This is a genomic window from Rhizobium sp. YAF28 (assembly GCF_052113285.1).
Taxonomy (GTDB): domain Bacteria; phylum Pseudomonadota; class Alphaproteobacteria; order Rhizobiales; family Rhizobiaceae; genus Rhizobium.
In genome coordinates, this window is record NZ_JBFRCX010000005.1 from 188,682 (window position 1) to 205,418 (window position 16,737).

The 16,737-nt window shown below is 61.0% G+C and carries 17 protein-coding genes; 7 read left to right on the forward strand and 10 right to left on the reverse strand.

The genetic code is table 11. The annotated features are described in order from the left end of the window. Positions 1-72: 72 nt before the first annotated feature. From AB4Z13_RS13295 to AB4Z13_RS13320, 6 genes are all read right to left on the reverse strand, one after another. Positions 73-984 (reverse strand): PhzF family phenazine biosynthesis protein, encoded by a 912-nt coding sequence (locus tag AB4Z13_RS13295; protein ID WP_442206121.1) that lies wholly within the window; start codon positions 982-984, stop codon positions 73-75. A gap of 70 nt (positions 985-1,054) precedes the next feature. Continuing rightward, the gene (locus AB4Z13_RS13300; RefSeq protein WP_442206122.1) at positions 1,055-1,804 is read right to left on the reverse strand and encodes an NUDIX hydrolase; all 750 of its coding nucleotides are present in this window, start codon (positions 1,802-1,804) and stop codon (positions 1,055-1,057) included. Next, complete coding sequence (locus AB4Z13_RS13305) at positions 1,801-2,910, reverse strand: endonuclease/exonuclease/phosphatase family protein (protein ID WP_442206123.1); 1,110 nt, start codon at positions 2,908-2,910, stop codon at positions 1,801-1,803. The genes AB4Z13_RS13300 and AB4Z13_RS13305 overlap by 4 nt, the downstream gene beginning before the upstream one ends. Before the next feature lie 128 nt (positions 2,911-3,038). Then, on the reverse strand, positions 3,039-4,058 hold the full coding sequence (locus tag AB4Z13_RS13310; protein ID WP_442206124.1) for an ABC transporter ATP-binding protein: 1,020 nt from the start codon (positions 4,056-4,058) through the stop codon (positions 3,039-3,041). Further along, positions 4,046-5,740, reverse strand: a complete 1,695-nt coding sequence (locus AB4Z13_RS13315) for an ABC transporter permease (RefSeq protein WP_442206125.1) — start codon at positions 5,738-5,740, stop codon at positions 4,046-4,048. Before AB4Z13_RS13315 ends, AB4Z13_RS13310 begins: the two co-directional genes overlap by 13 nt. Before the next feature lie 7 nt (positions 5,741-5,747). Further along, a complete protein-coding gene (locus AB4Z13_RS13320) occupies positions 5,748-6,725 on the reverse strand; it encodes an ABC transporter substrate-binding protein (RefSeq protein WP_442206126.1) in 978 nt (325 codons plus the stop codon). A gap of 585 nt (positions 6,726-7,310) precedes the next feature. Between AB4Z13_RS13320 and AB4Z13_RS13325 the strand changes: the two genes are divergently transcribed. Beyond that, positions 7,311-8,369: an aldo/keto reductase gene (locus AB4Z13_RS13325; RefSeq protein ID WP_442206127.1), complete on the forward strand. Its 1,059-nt coding sequence runs from the start codon at positions 7,311-7,313 to the stop codon at positions 8,367-8,369. Positions 8,370-8,465: 96 nt separating this feature from the next. After that, on the forward strand, positions 8,466-9,509 hold the full coding sequence (locus AB4Z13_RS13330) for a DUF2278 family protein (RefSeq protein ID WP_442206128.1): 1,044 nt from the start codon (positions 8,466-8,468) through the stop codon (positions 9,507-9,509). Between the two features lie 24 nt (positions 9,510-9,533). Here the strand turns inward: AB4Z13_RS13330 and AB4Z13_RS13335 are convergent, their stop codons facing one another. Further along, complete coding sequence (locus tag AB4Z13_RS13335) at positions 9,534-10,751, reverse strand: aminotransferase-like domain-containing protein (protein ID WP_442206129.1); 1,218 nt, start codon at positions 10,749-10,751, stop codon at positions 9,534-9,536. 315 nt (positions 10,752-11,066) lie between these two features. Between AB4Z13_RS13335 and AB4Z13_RS13340 the strand changes: the two genes are divergently transcribed. The 4 genes from AB4Z13_RS13340 to AB4Z13_RS13355 all read left to right on the forward strand — a co-directional run bounded on the left by AB4Z13_RS13340 (position 11,067) and on the right by AB4Z13_RS13355 (position 13,520). Further along, a complete protein-coding gene (locus tag AB4Z13_RS13340) occupies positions 11,067-12,164 on the forward strand; it encodes a branched-chain amino acid aminotransferase (protein ID WP_442206130.1) in 1,098 nt (365 codons plus the stop codon). 212 nt (positions 12,165-12,376) lie between these two features. Continuing rightward, positions 12,377-12,625, forward strand: coding sequence for a ribbon-helix-helix domain-containing protein (locus tag AB4Z13_RS13345; protein WP_442206131.1), 249 nt, complete (start codon positions 12,377-12,379; stop codon positions 12,623-12,625). Next, positions 12,612-12,914 carry a type II toxin-antitoxin system RelE/ParE family toxin gene (locus AB4Z13_RS13350; RefSeq protein WP_442206132.1) on the forward strand — a complete coding sequence of 101 codons (303 nt, stop codon included), beginning with the start codon at positions 12,612-12,614 and terminating at the stop codon, positions 12,912-12,914. Before AB4Z13_RS13345 ends, AB4Z13_RS13350 begins: the two co-directional genes overlap by 14 nt. Before the next feature lie 18 nt (positions 12,915-12,932). After that, a complete protein-coding gene (locus AB4Z13_RS13355) occupies positions 12,933-13,520 on the forward strand; it encodes a class I SAM-dependent methyltransferase (RefSeq protein WP_442206133.1) in 588 nt (195 codons plus the stop codon). A gap of 51 nt (positions 13,521-13,571) precedes the next feature. Here AB4Z13_RS13355 and ilvC read toward each other — a convergent pair whose 3' ends face one another. Continuing rightward, complete coding sequence (gene ilvC, locus AB4Z13_RS13360; protein WP_442206134.1) at positions 13,572-14,591, reverse strand: ketol-acid reductoisomerase; 1,020 nt, start codon at positions 14,589-14,591, stop codon at positions 13,572-13,574. A 48-nt stretch (positions 14,592-14,639) separates the two neighbouring features. Continuing rightward, positions 14,640-15,290, reverse strand: a complete 651-nt coding sequence (locus AB4Z13_RS13365) for a TetR/AcrR family transcriptional regulator C-terminal domain-containing protein (protein WP_007817743.1) — start codon at positions 15,288-15,290, stop codon at positions 14,640-14,642. A gap of 174 nt (positions 15,291-15,464) precedes the next feature. Here AB4Z13_RS13365 and AB4Z13_RS13370 point away from each other — a divergent pair, with 174 nt between their 5' ends. Further along, on the forward strand, positions 15,465-15,821 hold the full coding sequence (locus tag AB4Z13_RS13370; protein ID WP_310387522.1) for a DUF4087 domain-containing protein: 357 nt from the start codon (positions 15,465-15,467) through the stop codon (positions 15,819-15,821). Between the two features lie 3 nt (positions 15,822-15,824). Here AB4Z13_RS13370 and AB4Z13_RS13375 read toward each other — a convergent pair whose 3' ends face one another. Next, positions 15,825-16,733 carry an AraC family transcriptional regulator N-terminal domain-containing protein gene (locus AB4Z13_RS13375; RefSeq protein WP_442206135.1) on the reverse strand — a complete coding sequence of 303 codons (909 nt, stop codon included), beginning with the start codon at positions 16,731-16,733 and terminating at the stop codon, positions 15,825-15,827. Positions 16,734-16,737 lie beyond the last annotated feature (4 nt).

Sequence of the window (16,737 nt, forward strand, 5' to 3'; positions counted from 1 at the left end):
GTCTAGCGCCCTGCCGAATTTTCTTTGGTTAATTGCGAAGTTTTTTTGTCAGGAGCTGGAAATGCAATGAAATCAAAGGTCGAGCGTGCCGGTCGCAATCCGCACCGCCTGACCGCCGATCCGGGCGTTCGAAATGGCCCCGCCTTCGATATCCATATGCAGGTGGATGAAGGACGGACGGCCCATTTCCAGGCCCTGCTCGATGAGGATCGGGTGATGCCCGTCCGTCAGCCGGTCGAAATGGTTGATCGCACCCGAGAGAGCGGCGGCGGCCGAGCCTGTGGCCGGGTCCTCGGAAATGCCCATGCCGCTAGCAAACATGCGGGCATGGAACTTGGCGACATGGTTCACGCCGCCACGGCAGTAGATATAGGCCGAGGCGAGCGCGCCATCGACGAAGGGCACCGTCTTTTCCCAGAGCTGCGGATCGAACTCCAGGCGCTCTGCCGCGCCGACATCGTGGACCGGCACCATCAGGAAGGGAACGCCGGCACTCCAGATCGACGGCACGTGATTCTCGAAGCCGATCTCCGTGGTCTTCAGCGACAGCGCGTCGGCGATGCCGAGCTTGTCGAGCGGCAGCGATATCTGTTGGGATTTGCGCGGCAGGTCGAATTCGGCAAAGCTTGCCTCGCCTTCCCGCAACCTGACGGCGCAGCGCACCGGGCCGACATTTTCTTCGAGCACGGACACGAGATCGAGCGTTCCCGCTCCATGCGCTTTCTCCGCCAGCGCAATCGCCGTACCGACGGTCGGATGGCCGGCAAAGGGCAGTTCACGGCCGGGCGTGAAGATGCGGATACGCGCCGTATAGGCGGGATTGTTGGCCGGCTGCACGAAAACCGTCTCGGATAGATTGGTTTCGCGGGCAACCGCCTGCATCGCCGCGTCGTCAAGCCCCTTGCCGTCAAAGATCACGGCCAGCGGATTGCCGGCAAGTTTGGTGTCGGTGAACACGTCATAGACGCTGTAGCTTAACGCCACACTGGCCTCCTTGAATCGGTCATCGAGCCGCCAACCTGCCCGACAGCACACGCAAGTGCAAGCGTCAGGTCTACTTGCCCGCGAAATACCAGTCGATGATCGGCAGCATCGCGACATTGTAAGGCTGAGCCTTCGGATCGGCCGAGCGGATCGCAACCGCACCGGCAATTTCCTTATCCTCGGCGACCAGCATATGCGCACCGATGAAATCGACCATCTCGTCTGCTGTCATGTCGAAACGGAAGAGCTTGAACAGCGAGACGGAACCGCGCACATGGCCCGCATAGAGCCCCTCGCCCACGATCGCATTGTCGAGATCCAGGCCCGTCTCCTCCATCACTTCGCGGCGCATATTGCTGTTGATGTCGCAACGCCCGTCCACGACATCTTCCGGTTCCAGCGAGCCCGCAGCGAAATAGACCTGACCGGGGTTGGCCGTATGCGCTCCCATGCGGATAGCGACCAGCGCCCCATCGGAGGATTCGAGCACCGGATAGGAAAAGAGATGGATGGCGCCCTTCCGGTCCGGCTGGCGCCGCCACCACATGAAGGCCGAGAAAGGCGCGATATAGGCCTCACCCGCAATTCCGGCTTCGGACAGTTTCAACCGGTGCTGTAACACAAGCCGGCCATCGAACAGTGCCGGATTGGCGACGATTTCCCGCTCCCAGTTCTCGCGGATATCAGCCCTGTTGGCGACAACCAGCGGATGATCACCCTCGAGCACGCGCAGATCGGCGCCGGCAATGGGAAATACCGTGCGTTCCGGCGGAAAGGCCGAAAGGTCTTCTGAAAAAGTCTCTGAAAATCGAAGTGTCATAAGAGATCCAATGTCATGACGACGGGGCAATGGTCGGATGCCTTCGGCCTGTCCCAGCCGGTGCGCGGGTAACGCTCCACCTGCTGCCCCGGCGGGAAGATGGTGCGGTAGGGCTGTCCGTGGCGGATGATTTCCGGAATGCGCTTGGCATTGGTGGCGGCAAGTGCCGGCGACAGCCAGAGATAATCGAGCTGGCAGAGCCACTGCTCCTCCGGCCCGCGCGAATGATAGAGCGTCCAGCGGTCAAGTGGCTCGCGGCGGCGCACGACATTTTCGGCAAACCCGTCCTTGCTGAAGACATCGAGCGCGCTTTCGGCCTCATCCTGATGCTCGAACCGATAGCCCGTGCCGCGCCGGCCGATAACGTCGACCCGCTCCTGATAGTCGTTCATGTCGCCGCAGATGACGAAGTTCTTGCTTGCGGTATGGCCTGCGCCGAACCGGTTCTCGATGATGCGGCGAACGGCACGCGCCTCCGCCCGGCGGATCGGCAGGGTCGATTGCCGCCCGTCCAGCCCATCGCGCGGATTGCCCATCGACTTGAAATGCACGACATAGAGCGTCATCGGCACACCGCCGATCCTCAAATCCAGTTCCAGGCAGTCGCGCTTGAAGATCTTGTCGTCGAGCCGGTTGGTCTTGCCGATCTCCTCGTCGAAGAGATCGAATTCGCGATAGGTCACCATCGCATGGCTCTTGATATCCCTAAGCTCGATCTTCTGCCCGTCGCGCGTTTCCTCGCGCATCAAGACGGCGACATCGATGCCGCGGCTGTCATTGCCCTCGACCAGATATTTCTGCCGGTAGCCATTGCCGACCATGCGGTAGAGATAGCCATATTCGAAGGCCTGCAGGGCGGCCATATTGTCGATTTCCTGCAGGCAGAGAATATCGGCATCCGCATCGGCGATGGCGAGTGCCGTCATCTGCCTGGTATCGTCGGTCGACGCGATTACCCGTGCCTGCTCAAGCTGCTGGTAGGTGCCCTCGTTGCTGACCTCGAAGAGCTTGATGACGCGGTCCTGCCGGAGCTGGTTGCGATAGCCCGTGAAGTCGAAGCGGGTGAGCAGGTTTTCGACATTGAAAGTGGCAAGGCGAAGCGACATCAGGCATTCCCGGTTGGATCGACGCCAATTACTAGAGCAATTCCAGCAAAAGTGTGCAGCGGTTTTGCGTCCGGAATCGCTTGAAAACAGTTAAAGTCGAATACGCGCTTCGAAAAGCCGTTTGTCCGTCAGAGCCGCCAGCCGGCGCGGATGACGACATGCACCGCCTCATCAGGCACGACAGCCACGCGGCTATAGGCGCGCAGCGTCTGGCCGTTACCGAGGGTCAGCTTCACGGCATAACGTTCGCCTTCGAAGAGCACGGATTCGACCGTCGCGGGCGCGCCCTCGCTACCGATGATGACATCTTCCGGCCGCACCAGAATATCGGCGCCATCGATATTGGCGGCATGCAGCACCCCCTCCAGCTCGTCCCATTCGAGCTGGCGCTCACCGCCCATGACCGGCAGCGTGACGATCGCGCCGCGGCCGATCAGCCCGCCGACCATGCGCCCTTCCGGCCGCGCATAGATTTCCGCCGGCGGCGCCACCTGCAACAGCCGCCCCTCGGACATGACGGCAACATCGGTTGCCAGCGCCATCGCCTCGCTCTGGTCATGCGTCACATAGATCATCGTTGCACCGGAGCGCTGGTGAAACTCGCGGAACGTCTCCTCCATCTCCTGCTTCAGATGCCGGTCGAGATTGGCAAGCGGCTCGTCGAGCAGCACGACATCGGGCGATGTCACCAGGCAGCGGGCCAGCGCCACGCGCTGCCGCTGGCCGCCGGAGAGATCCGCCGGCCGCCGCTCGGCATAATCGACGAGGCGCACGGTCGATAGTGCCTCTCTCACCTTGGCCTTGTAGTCCGCGCCCGATATGCCGCGAACTTTCAGCGGATAGCCGACATTGTCCGCCACACTCATATGCGGCCAGAGCGCATAGGACTGGAAGACCATCGCCATGTTGCGCTTCTCCGGCGGCAGCGATTGCGAGGCATCGGCCAAGAGCCGCTCGCCGAGATGGAGGGATCCGTCAGTCGGCGTCTCGAAACCGGCAATCATCCGCAGAACCGTGGTCTTGCCGCAGCCGGAGGGGCCGAGCAGCGCCAGGAAGCCGCCCTCGCGCACATCGAGCGAAAAGCCGCTGACCGCAGCCCTGCCCGTGCCGAAATCCTTGGCCACCTGATTGAGGATCAGCTTCGCCACGGCACTACTCCCTTGGGCAGATGTTTCGCCAGAAGCTCCAGAAGCAGCATCATGGCGACGACCATGAAGACGACGAGCACGGAGAGAGCTGACGCGAGGTCGGAACTGCCGCTGTCATCGAGATTATAAATGGCGACACCCAGCGTCTGCGTACCCGCCGACCAGAGCAGCGCCGAGATCGTCAGCTCGTTGCAGGCAATGAGGAAGACAAGGATCACGGATGCGCCCGCCGCCGGCGCAATCAGCGGCACGATGATATCCTTGAGCCGCCGGAAGAAGCCCGCACCGGACAGCCTTGCCGCCTCTTCCAGGGCCGGATCGAGCTGATGAAAGGCGCTGACCACAGGCTTCAGGCTGACGGCGAAGAAGGAGGAGAAATAGGCGATGAGGATGATCCAGACCGTGCCGTAGAGCGTGACGTTCAACACTGGGATCGGCGCGGCAAAAACGACGATGAAGCACACCGCCATGACGATGCCCGGCAGCGAATAGGGTATTTCCACCAGACTGGAGACAATACGGGACAACGTATCCTTACGGCGCGTCAGCGCATAGGCCGCAAGCACCGTCACGAAGAGCAGGCCGACCGCCGCCCCGCTGGCCAGCGACAACGAATTGATAAAGGCGGTGCGCGTCACCGCCTGCCGGAAGAGAATTTCCTCGAAGGCATGGAAGGTCATGGTCTTGAGGGTAAGCGGCACGCCATAGGCCGGCACAAGCGCGCCGGCGACGAGCGCGAAGAAGGGCGCGGCCAGCATGAAGAACAGGGTGATCCAGAGCAGCGGCGAGAAAACAAGCTTCCACCCGCCGAGCTCGAAGGCAGCGGTCGCGCCCGAAAGGCCGATGACGCGGTAGTCCCGCCCACGCAATGCCCTATCCTGAATGGCAAGGCCGCCGACAGAGATCAGCGCGATGATGGCAGAGAGAAGTGCCACATCGCCGAAGGTCCGGCCGGTAAAGGCGGTAAACTTCGAAAAGATCAGCGTCGGCAGCGTAAAGATCGAGGCCGGAATGCCGAGAATGGCCGGAATGCCGAAATTGCCGGTACAGGAGACGAAGGAAATCGCCGCCCCCGCAATGACGCCCGGCAGCGACAGCGGCAGGATGATATCCCGAAAGACCCGCAGACTCGATGCGCCTGAGAGACGTGCCGCCTCAACCCCGTCGCGCGGCAGGGTCATCAGCCCTGCCCTCAGCGCCAGATAAACGAGCGGCGCATGCTGCACGCCATAGAGCAGCGCAATACCGCCAACCGAATAGAGCGGCTGCGGCGATCCCATCGGCGGGGCGATATACAGCGCCTTCAGAAGCGGGCTCGACGGTCCCGACATCTGCACCCAGGCAAGTGCCGTCACCTGCGGCGGGATCATCATCGGCAGCACGAAGAAGAAGCTGAGCGGCCCCTTGGCCGGAATATCCGTCAGCGTCAGCAGATAGGCGAAAGCGCAGCCGATGACGAGCGAGATAACAGTGCCGAGAACCGCCGTGACGATGGTGTAATAGACTGCCGACCAGACCATGGGGTCGGAGAGAACCACCATGACCCCACCATTGGCGAAGGCGGAAATGCCGACGACCGCGAGCCGCGCCAGAGGCAGCACGCTAAGAAAAAGCACCACTGAAACGATAAAAGGAAACAGCCAGACGGGCTGGCTGTTTCCTGGACGTACATAGCCCTGCATGGGTCTATTATTTCGAACCGAAGAGATCCGTAAAGGTCTTCAGATCCTTATCGGTATTCTTGAGAGCCTCGGCGGCATTGACGGGCAGAACCTTGATCGTGTCGCGACCCGGGAAGCCGGCAGGCAGCTTCATGCCGTTACGAGCAGGGATATAGCCGAGCTTCAGGAAGCCTTCCTGGCCCTTTTCGGAGAGAACGTAATCGACGAACTTCTTGGCGGCATCGGCATTCTTGGCGCTAGCGAGAATGCCGACCGGCTCAGTCACCGCGGAAACGCCTTCGCTCGGGAAGACGAACTCGACCGGAGCACCCTTGGCCTTTTCGCGGATCGGCAGGTAATCGACGACCACGCCATAAGCCTTTTCGCCCGAGGCAACGGACTTCAGGACAACACCGTTGCCACCGGAGGCGACCGCAGCATTATCGGCGAGCGACTTGTAGAAATCCCAGCCGAGGCCGGGAACGGCGGCCAGCGTCTGCGCGTGGATGAGCGCTGCACCCGAAGCAAGCGGGCTTGGCATGGTGACGAGGCCCTTGGCTTCCGGCTTGGCGAGGTCCTTCCAGCTCGTCGGCTTCATGGCAGCCGATGTGTTGTACATGATGCCGGTCGTGATCAGCTTCGTGGAATAGTAGTAGCCGTCGGCGTCATAGAGCGCGGCATCGTACTGGGCTGCTTCCGGCGACTTGTAAGCCAGCAGCTTGCCGTCTTCCTTCAGGCGCTCGAGCGTCACGACATCGGCGATCAAGAGAACGTCGGCAACCGGGTTGCCGGCCTGGATCTCAGCCTGCAGCTTCGCCATGATCTTCGGCGTGCCGTCGCGTACCCAGTCGACCTTGATATCGGGATTGGCGGCCATGAAGCCGTCGACGGTCGCCTGCGCATCTTCGTTCGGCTGGCTGGTGTAGAGAACGAGGTTTGCGGCCGAAGCTGGGATGGCGAAAAGGCTCGCGGCGAGAAGTGCTGCGGCGGAAACTAGAGTTTTCATGGAAGGAATCCTCGGATTGCGATGCCCTCCCTTATTAGGGGCGTTTTACAGCGGTGTGACAGGGCACGGTAGCTTCAACCTAGTCGTCTATGCCGGTTGAGCGGCCGCACCTTCTCATCTTCTTTCTCCACAAGAACACGCATTTTTTCCAGCGGGTCTAAAGCAAAACCATATGAACTTAAGATTGAATCACCTACAGCTCCGCACGCCGATCCGTCTTTACCTTGCCCCGCAACAGGGCTCGCTATTGGAACTGGGATTTCTCACCGCCGAGTCCTGCAGGCCCACTCGCCAGGCGCTGCTCGAAGCGGTTGGCAGAAATGAAAGCACAGGCTTCGTCCGTGCCCTATCGCGCAGGACGGAACGAAGCCAGCCAGTACTCGCGGCAGACATGACCCGCGCGTCGCGGACAAAAAAAGCGCTTGTCCCGGAAACTCCCCGCGCTCGCGTCGAAATCAGTCGGCTATTCTCCTCGCGCGAGCGGCGGCGAAAGGGTAAAATCACGCAGGCGTGAACACCTTGCCGTTTGACGGCGAGCTTTGCTGCGGTACGTCAATCAGGCCATTTTCATGAGGAGGAATTTCAATGGAATATCGTTTGCTCGGCCGTTCCGGCCTTAAAGTTTCCACCGTGACCATGGGCACGATGACCTTCGGCGGCGTCGGCTGGGCAAAGACGGTCGGCGATCTCGGCGTGCAGGAAGCTCGTCGCATGGTCGATATCTGCCTCGATGCCGGCGTCAACCTGATCGATACGGCCAATGTCTATTCCGCAGGCGAATCCGAGCGCATCATCGGCGAAGTGCTCGGCGGCAAGCGCCCTGATGGAGTGCTGCTCGCCACCAAGGCCCGCTTCGGCATGGGCGATGGCCCGAACGATCGCGGCCTGTCGCGCTACCACCTCATCCGCGAATGCGAGGCGAGCCTCAAGCGCATGAAGACGGACGTCATCGACCTCTACCAGGTCCATGAATGGGATGGTGAGACGCCGCTCGAAGAGACAATGGAAGCGCTCGACACCCTCATCAGGCAGGGCAAGGTGCGTTATGTCGGCTGCTCGAACTATTCCGGCTGGCACATCATGAAGGCGCTCGGCGTCGCCAATGAACATAAGTACCAGCGCTTCGTCAGCCAGCAGATCCACTACACGCTGGAAGCCCGCGACGCGGAATACGAATTGCTGCCGATCTCGATCGACCAGGGCCTCGGCGTGCTCGTCTGGAGCCCGCTCGCCGGCGGCCTGCTCTCGGGCAAACATCGCCGCAATGCCGCCGCCCCCGAAGGCACCCGCCAGTTCGCCGGCTGGACCGAACCGCCGATCCGCGACGAAAACCGCCTCTGGAACATCGTTGAGACGCTGGTGGCGATCGGGCAGGAACGCGGCGTTTCCGCAGCACAGGTAGCACTTGCCTGGCTGATCGGCCGCAAGGCCGTCACGTCAGTCATCATCGGCGGCCGCACCGAGGCCCAGTTCAAGGACAACCTCGCCGCCGCCGACCTGAAACTGTCCGCCGAGGAGCGCAAGCGCCTCGACGATGTCAGCGTGCCCCCGGTCATCTACCCCTATTGGCACCAGCTCAACACCGCCAATGACCGCCTGAGCGAAGCAGACATGGAGCTCTTCGCGCCGCATGTGAAGAAATAAGACTCTCCAAAGCGTTGCATGGCGGAAAATCAGCGTCACAAAAGATGCATTTCCGCTATGCTATTGTGAATCCCCGCCCCCACCACGAGGTTCACCATGCTCCGGAATTACAAGGTGTTGAAGGGTACGGCTTCGGCGCTCGCCCTTGACGATGACAACGATCCGCATATCGAAATCCGCATTGAGGCCGGTGGCGTCAGCTATCGCATCGCCATGAACGTGCGCTCGAAGGAATCGCCGCACGACTTGCTCTACGCCAATGTCATGGATTTCCAGCATGAGACACTGACGGCCGAGCTCGCCGTCCTGCCGATGGGCCTCACCGACATCAGAGGCGACCGGCTGGATCTGGCGATCGACTATGTGCGCGGCGGCATGATCGAGCGCGAGGATATGAATGTCGCGCCCTTCCAGCTCGACGGCCCGAAGAACGACCTGCGTGATTTCATCGAACCCATCGTGCAGGAAGGCATCGCCGACAAGTCCATCCACTTCTACGCCTTCGGCGAAGCCTGGGGACCGGAAAACAACAAGCCGGATGAATATTTCGGCTTCGAGCCCGGCAATGGCATCCACGACATCCACATGAACCAGGGCGACAGCGGCAGCTTCCGCGCCACCAATGCGCCCAATCAGGACGGCGCGCTGCTCATTCATTTTTCGGATGAGGATCACTGGGCGGCGATCTTCCTCGGCTTCCAGTCGCAGAACTGGAACACGGATGCTATCTCCGGCCACCCCGTCGGCGACAACAGGGGCGGCCAGGGCCGCGGCGAAGGCACCCGCCGCCCGCAGCCGATCGTTGCTTCCTCGCTGCGCATCGTTGCCGCCATGATCAATCCGGTGAACCGCCCTGACGGCACCGAGGATGAAACGGTGACACTCATCAACCGCTCGGATGTGGCGATGTCGATCGAAGGCTGGACGCTGGAAGATGGCGAAGGCCGCCGGCAGAAATTGACGGGCTCGCTCGCCTCGGGCGAATTCCGCACCATCACGCTCGATCCTGAGAATGGCGGCCCGCAGCTCGCCAACAAAGGCGGCGATATCATCCTCATCAATGCCGATGGCGCGGTCGCCGACCGTGTCGGCTACGGCAAGAGCGAAACCGCAAACGAAGGCTGGACGACGATCTTCTGATCGCCGCCCAAACCTGAAGTCACATCAGCCGATCTCGCTGGCGATCAGCCTGCCGAGACGGCTGATGCCCTCGTCGATCATCTGGTCGTTGGCGCAGGAGAAGCTGACGCGAAACGTATTTGCGCCCGAACCATCGGCAAAAAAGGCCTGGCCCGGAACGAAGGCGACCTTGGCGCTTTCGAGCGACCTGGCGAGCAACTTGGCGCCGTCCATGCCCTCTGGCAGCGTCACCCAGACGAACATGCCGCCTTCCGGCTTCGTCCAGCTCGTGCCCGTAGGCATATACTTTTCGAGCGCAGCCAGCATGGCGTTGCGGCGCTGGCTGTAAACGGCCCTGACCTTGGCGACCTGCGCATCGAAACCGCGCTCGGCCACTTCCGAAATCGCCATCTGGTTGATGGTCGAAGAATGCAGGTCGGCCGCCTGCTTCATCAGCACCAGCTTGCGGATGACGGGCGCATTGGCAACGATGAAGCCGACGCGCAGGCCCGGTGCCAGCGTCTTGGAGAAGCTGCCGCAATAGATCGTGCGCGTATCGTTGATATGGCCCTTCTCGGCAATCTCCAGCGCCAGGATCGGCGGGATCGGATCGCCGTCATAGCGCAGCGACTGGTAGGCAGCATCCTCGATAACCGCGATGTCGAGCTCTTCGGCAAGTTTCAGAACCTTCTCACGGCCATCACGGTCGACGGTCTCGCCGGTCGGGTTGGAGAAATCCGCCGAGAGATAGGCGAATTTCACCTTGCCGCCCTTCCGCGCCGCGGCCTCGCGGTAAGAATCCGGCGTGCGGTTGCCGCCGGGGGTCAGCTGGTCGTAGGACGGCTCGTAGGCGTTGAAAGCCTGCAGAGCGCCGAGATAAGTCGGCCAGGTGACGAGCGCCGTATCGTTGGGCGACAGGAACAGCTTGCCGAGATAATCGAGGCCCTGCTGCGAACCGGAGACGATGAAGACATTGTCGAGCGCGCAGGGAATGCCGAGGCCAGCCATCTGCTTGATGAGCCACTCGCGCAGCGGCTTGTAGCCTTCGGAAACGGAATATTGCAGCGCTGAATTGACGGCCGAGCTGTCGAAAATGTCAGCATAGGCCTGCTTGAACTCCTTGTCCGGAAACAGCGCCGGGTCAGGAATGCCGCCGGCAAAGGAGATGATATCCGGCCGGTCGAGAAGTTTCAGAAGCTCGCGGATTTCCGAAGCGCGCATCCTTGTAGAGCGCGTCGCAAACATATTGTCCCAGTTCAGCATGGGGTTTCCTCGTATTTTTTATAATATCAGCAGCTCACCATGCAGCGGAATTTATGTCAATAATACTGACCTATTTTCTTGTCACTGTGACAAGTTTGGAAGTCCTGTATTCCATAGCCTCGGTGCCGATTGGGCTGCCGTTCGAGATTTCACGCAACCGAACCGAATGGCCTGCCTCGTTGCGTGAACGTTCGCCACATCACGCGATTATTCCTTTGATCAAAAGCAGAAACCGGCCGATTCAGACCTTTCCAAAACCGACCCGGCGGCAGTAGTGTGCCGGCCATTATTCAATGGACTATCAAGGTGCCAGCAATGACTGCGACGTCGACCTCTCCTGAAATCAAAATCGAATTCCACAAGTCTCCCGTCTCCGACGCCGACCGCATCCGGGCACTGGAAACGCCCGGCTTCGGCAAGGTCTTCACGGATCATATGGTCCTGGCGCGATGGACTGCCGACAAGGGCTGGCACGATGCGAAGGTTACGCCGAGGCGCCCTCTGGAACTCGATCCGGCAAGCGCCGTCCTGCACTACGCCCAGGAAATCTTCGAGGGCATGAAAGCCTACAAGGCGGACGACGGCCGGATTCTGCTCTTCCGGCCTGAAGAAAACGCCCGGCGTTTCGCGCAGTCGGCCGCCCGCATGGCGATGCCTGCCGTACCGGAAGAACTCTTCCTGAAGGCGGTCGAAGAACTGGTCCGCGTCGACAAGAACTGGATACCCTCCGGCGACGCCAGCCTCTACCTTCGCCCCTTCATGTTCGCCAACGAGGCCTTCCTCGGCGTTCGCCCGGCGCAGGAATATATCTTCTGCATCATCGCCTCCCCGGTCGGCGCCTATTTCAAGGGCGGCGCCAAGGCCGTCTCCCTCTGGGTCGAGACCGCATACACCCGCGCAGCCGCGGGCGGCACCGGTGCCGCAAAATGCGGTGGAAACTACGCAGCCAGCCTCGTGGCGCAAGCGGAAGCCGCGAAGAAGGATTGCGACCAGGTCGTCTTCCTCGATGCAGCAGAGCATCGCTGGGTCGAAGAACTCGGCGGCATGAACGTCTTCTTCGTGATGAACGACGGATCTGTGGTCACCCCGCCGCTCGGCGGCACGATCCTGCCGGGCATCACCCGCGCCTCGGTCATCGTGCTTGCCGAAGAAAAGGGCCTGCGCGTCGAGCAGCGCCCCTACTCCTTCGAGGAATGGCAGGCTGATGCAGCGAGCGGCAAACTTGTCGAAGCCTTCGCCTGCGGCACGGCCGCGGTGCTGGCCGGCATCGGCCTCGTTCGCCACGCCGACGGCGAATTCAAGGTCGGCGACGGCCAGACCGGCAAGCTGACTAGCGACTTGCGCCAGCAGCTCGTCGGCCTGCAGAAGGGCGTCACCAATGACGAGCGCGGCTGGACCCGCCGCGTTCTGTGATCTGAACTTTCGAGTACCGGGATCGCTTCAGCGTTCCCAACAGAACCCTTTGGCACGATAAACAGGCATTTCGAAACCGGGCGCACTGCCCGGTTTTTTCGACACAGGGAACGCTTGTGATGGCGAGGAAGCTTGCTTCTATTAAAGCTCGAGAAATGTTAGTTTCGTTCCCAGGATAGCTGCAACTGAAACTCGCTGACGGTATCGATTCAATGACCAAAATGACGATCTCGCTTCCGGATAGTCTAGCGGATTACATTGCCGCACGTGTCACGAGCGGCAAATACAGTGACGCCAGCGCATTCCTGCGCGATCTCGTTCTTCGCGATCAGGAAAATCACAAGCTCGATGACGCAGAGCTGCGGGATGTGCTGAAAAAGGCCGAGCAAAGCGGTTCGAGCGATCGACGCATTCCCGACATCCTGGCAGACGCGAAGGCAAAGTTGCGTGGCCACCTATAGGCTTACTCGAACCGCGGACGCCAAGCTTTCCAGCATTTACGAATATTCCTATCTCAATTTCGGTGAAGCTCAAGGCGACGCCTATCTGCTCAACCTTCACAGGGTTTTCGAGCTTCTCGCGGGCACGCCCTTCATGGGAAGAGACTGCAGCGAACTCAGCGTCGGCCTTCGCCGCCTCCTTCATCGGCAGCACGTCACCTTCTACCGCGTAACTACGGAAGGCATACTCATCATCGATATTATCGGGGCGGACCAACTCCCCGAAAAACACCTTCAATCCGACCAATAATCGAGATCGGCACCCCTGATGCCCCAAGACAACACTTCTGACTTCTACACCGACAACGCCGAAACCTACGCCACCCGCGACCGGAAGCCACCAATGGCAAGACTGGACGCCTTCCTTACCACTCTCCCCGAAAAGGCACGCATCCTTGAACTCGGCTGCGGTGGCGGGCAGGACTGCGCCTATATGCTGTCCAGGGGCTTCGACGTGACACCCACGGATGGCTCGGCGGAGCTTGCCCGGCAGGCAGAGAAACTGATCGGCAGGCCGGTGAAGGTCATGCGCTTCGAGGAGCTTACGGCGCGCGATGAATTCGACGGCGTCTGGGCCGAGGCGAGCCTTCTGCATGTGCCCCGCACCGACCTTCCCGCCATCCTCGCCCTCATCCGCAACGCCCTGAAGGAAGACGGCATCTTCCACGCGAGCTTCAAGGCGGGCACTGCCGAAGGCCGTGATGATTTCGGGCGTTACTACAACTACCCTTCAAGGGAATGGCTGCAGGAATTGCTCGTTGCGGCCGGCTGGAGAGACGTCGTGATCAACGAAGCGGATGGCGGCGGTTATGACAACAAGCCGACCCGCTGGCTGCATCTTGCCGCCCGCAAATAACAAGGCCGGAGCTTTCGCCCCGGCCTCTTAATATCACGTCATCAAAACAGCTTAGTTGACCGACTTGTCGACCAGCTTGTTCTTGCCGATCCAGGGCATCATGGCGCGCAGCTTCGTGCCGACTTCCTCGATCTGGTGGCTGTCGTTCAGGCGGCGGATGCCCTTGAAGCGCGCGCCGCCGGCGCGGTATTCCTGCATCCAGTCGGAGGTGAACTTGCCGGTCTGGATATCCTTGAGAACACGCTTCATTTCGGCCTTGGTTTCGGCAGTGATGATGCGCGGACCGGAGACGTATTCGCCCCACTCGGCCGTGTTGGAGATCGAGTAGTTCATGTTGGCGATGCCGCCTTCATAGATCAGGTCGACGATCAGCTTCACTTCGTGCAGGCACTCGAAATAGGCCATTTCCGGCGCGTAACCGGCTTCGGTGAGCGTTTCGAAACCAGCACGGATGAGTTCGACGAGACCGCCGCAGAGAACGACCTGTTCGCCGAAGAGGTCGGTTTCGCACTCTTCGCGGAAGTTGGTTTCGATGATGCCCGAACGGCCACCGCCGACGCCGCAGGCGTAGGAGAGAGCGAGTTCAAGTGCATTGCCGGAAGCGTTCTGGTGAACGGCAACGAGGCAGGGAACGCCGCCGCCCTTCTGATATTCGCCGCGAACCGTGTGGCCCGGGCCCTTCGGGGCGATCATGACGACGTCGACGGTCGCCTTCGGTTCGATGAGGCCGAAGTGAACGTTGAGGCCGTGAGCGAAGGCGATAGCAGCGCCGTCACGGATATTGCCGGCGATGTCGGCCTTGTAGATGTCGGCCTGCAGTTCGTCCGGGGTTGCCATCATCATCAGGTCCGCCCAGGCGGCAGCTTCGGCAACCGTCTTGACCTGGAAGCCGTCGGCTTGCGCCTTCTTGACGGTCGGCGAACCGGCCTTCAGCGCGATGACGACGTTCTGGGCGCCGCTATCCTTGAGGTTCAGCGCATGTGCGCGACCCTGCGAACCATAGCCGATGATGGCGACCTTCTTCGACTTGATGAGGTTGAGATCGGCATCACGATCGTAATAGACGCGCATTGAAATTCCTTCCCTTTTGCTTGTCTTGTTAACTGTCAGTAAAGCGGTTCAGCCGAGGATCGGCATCTCCGCCAGAACTTTCTCCGTGCCGTAAAGGCGCAGGAAAGCGGTCACCGCCTTCTCCGCCTGACGCGCGGTATCCTTGAGGCCGGGTTCACCGAGCAGCATGCGCACATGCAGATCGGAAACGATCAGGCCGTAAAGCGTATGATAGGCTTCGTCCGCATCATGGAAGCGCAGGAGCCCTGCCCTCTTGCCGGCGTCGATCAACGCCATGGCGCGGCGATCGATCTGCCGGCGGCCGCGTTCGAGCAAGAGCTTGCCGAGCTTGGAGCCGTCGCGATGCGACTGGCCGATCGCCAGCCGGTTCAGGGCCAGTGATACGTCGCCGGCCAGAACTTCCAGAAGATCGCGGGCGAAGATGACGAGATGGTCGTGCAGGCTCGTATAGGTCAGCCGCTCGCCGCTTCGCTCGAAAGTGCGCACCTTGCTCGCCTGATAGGCGATCATCGCCGAGAGCAGACCGTCACGGTCGCCGAACCACTTGTAGAGGCTTTCCTTGGAGCAGTTGGCGGCGCGCGCCACACCCGATGTCGTCAGCGCCTTCTCCCCGCCATCGACGAGAAGCTGCAGCGCCTGTTCCAGAACAGCGTTCTGGCGTGGCGAAAACTCGCTCGGCTCTGCGACATCGACTGACACGGTTTCAACTCCCCAATTACGTACCGTACGGTACGGTTCGCGGCGTTTATGCGCCAGATCGGAGGCTCTCGTCAAGAACCATCAGGAGATTTTTTCGTATCATATGAAACAGCGGAATTCGGCTGTTCGAAGGCAGGCAAATCGCCGAACATCGATGCCCAAGGAGAATCGCCCGTGAAAACAATAGCCCTCACCGCTGCCCTGTCGCTTGCCCTCGCCCTCCCGGCCCTTGCCGCCGAGACGCGCTGCGGCTGGATCCAGAACCCCACGCCTGCCAATTGGTGGCTGGACGATGCACAAAATACCTGGACGATCATGACGCAGGGAAGCGGCGAAGAACCCGAGGGCATGGACCTGATCCCTGATATCTCCGAGCACGACTATGTGCGCACCAACGGCAATTACGGCTATGCCTGCGCCTGCATGAACGTTGAGACCGACGGCAAGGAGCGCATTACGCGCATCCTCGCCTTCCGCCAGCTGACGCTCGCCAAGTGCCGCAACGACAAGGCGCTGAAATTTCCTGGCTGAGGTCTATTCTGCTGCCATGACCTCGCGCGCGCCATCGACATCGCGCGCCGGCGACGCGCCGTAGAGGCGGCTATATTCGCGGCTGAACTGAGACGGGCTCTGATAGCCGACTTGGTGGCCGGCAGTGCCCGCATCGAGCCGCTCCACCAGCATCAGCCGGCGCGCCTCGTGCAGGCGAAGCTGTTTCTGATACTGCATCGGCGTCATAGCCGTCACCGACTTGAAATGATGATGGAACGAAGACGCGCTCATGCTGACATGATCGGCCAGCTCCTCGATGCGCAGCGGCCGGGCGAAATTTTCCTTCAGCCAGGCGACGGCCCGCGCGATCCTGTTGCTGTGGCTGTCGGCAGTGGCGATATTGATTAGCCGCTCGCCATCGGGGCCGGTCAGTATCCGGTAGAGGATTTCCTGCTCGATCAGCGGCGCCATGGCCGGAATGTCGTCTGGACGATCGAGCAAGCGCAGCAGGCGCACGGCAGCGTCAAGAAGTTCCGGCGGCGCGACATTGACAGCCATGCCGCGCTGGCCGTCGGTATGGGCGGCAGGCCGCGGAATGTCGATGCGGCTCAAAAGCTCCAGCAGCTTTTCGGAGTCGATCGCGAGCCCGAGACAAAGATGCGGCACCTCGGGGCTGGCCTCGGCGATGCGCCAGGCGACCGGCAGATCGAGCGAAGTCAGCAGATAATCCCCGGTTCCGTAGCTGATGAACTCATCTCCGAGGCGAAGGCTCTTGGCGCCCTGCAGCACGAAGGCAAAACATGGCTTGTAGCTGCTATGCAACGGATCGCTGGGATTGGAGCGGCGGCTAATGTGAAGATTGCCGATCGACGTGCGGAACTCGCCATCGCCGGGCGCAAAGCGCATCGCGATATCGACGATTTCCCGATAGGGATTGAAGGGCAAGGTCATGGGC

Bases quoted from the DNA above. Each gene is read 5' to 3' on its own strand.
- AB4Z13_RS13300 (WP_442206122.1), bottom strand. From the start codon at position 1,804: ATGACACTTCGATTTTCAGAGACTTTTTCAGAAGACCTTTCGGCCTTT.
- AB4Z13_RS13305 (WP_442206123.1), bottom strand. From the start codon at position 2,910: ATGTCGCTTCGCCTTGCCACTTTCAATGTCGAAAACCTGCTCACCCGC.
- AB4Z13_RS13315 (WP_442206125.1), bottom strand. From the start codon at position 5,740: ATGCAGGGCTATGTACGTCCAGGAAACAGCCAGCCCGTCTGGCTGTTT.
- AB4Z13_RS13320 (WP_442206126.1), bottom strand. From the start codon at position 6,725: ATGAAAACTCTAGTTTCCGCCGCAGCACTTCTCGCCGCGAGCCTTTTC.
- AB4Z13_RS13325 (WP_442206127.1), top strand. From the start codon at position 7,311: ATGGAATATCGTTTGCTCGGCCGTTCCGGCCTTAAAGTTTCCACCGTG.
- AB4Z13_RS13330 (WP_442206128.1), top strand. From the start codon at position 8,466: ATGCTCCGGAATTACAAGGTGTTGAAGGGTACGGCTTCGGCGCTCGCC.
- AB4Z13_RS13335 (WP_442206129.1), bottom strand. From the start codon at position 10,751: ATGCTGAACTGGGACAATATGTTTGCGACGCGCTCTACAAGGATGCGC.
- AB4Z13_RS13340 (WP_442206130.1), top strand. From the start codon at position 11,067: ATGACTGCGACGTCGACCTCTCCTGAAATCAAAATCGAATTCCACAAG.
- AB4Z13_RS13345 (WP_442206131.1), top strand. From the start codon at position 12,377: ATGACCAAAATGACGATCTCGCTTCCGGATAGTCTAGCGGATTACATT.
- AB4Z13_RS13355 (WP_442206133.1), top strand. From the start codon at position 12,933: ATGCCCCAAGACAACACTTCTGACTTCTACACCGACAACGCCGAAACC.
- ilvC (WP_442206134.1), bottom strand. From the start codon at position 14,591: ATGCGCGTCTATTACGATCGTGATGCCGATCTCAACCTCATCAAGTCG.
- AB4Z13_RS13375 (WP_442206135.1), bottom strand. From the start codon at position 16,733: ATGACCTTGCCCTTCAATCCCTATCGGGAAATCGTCGATATCGCGATG.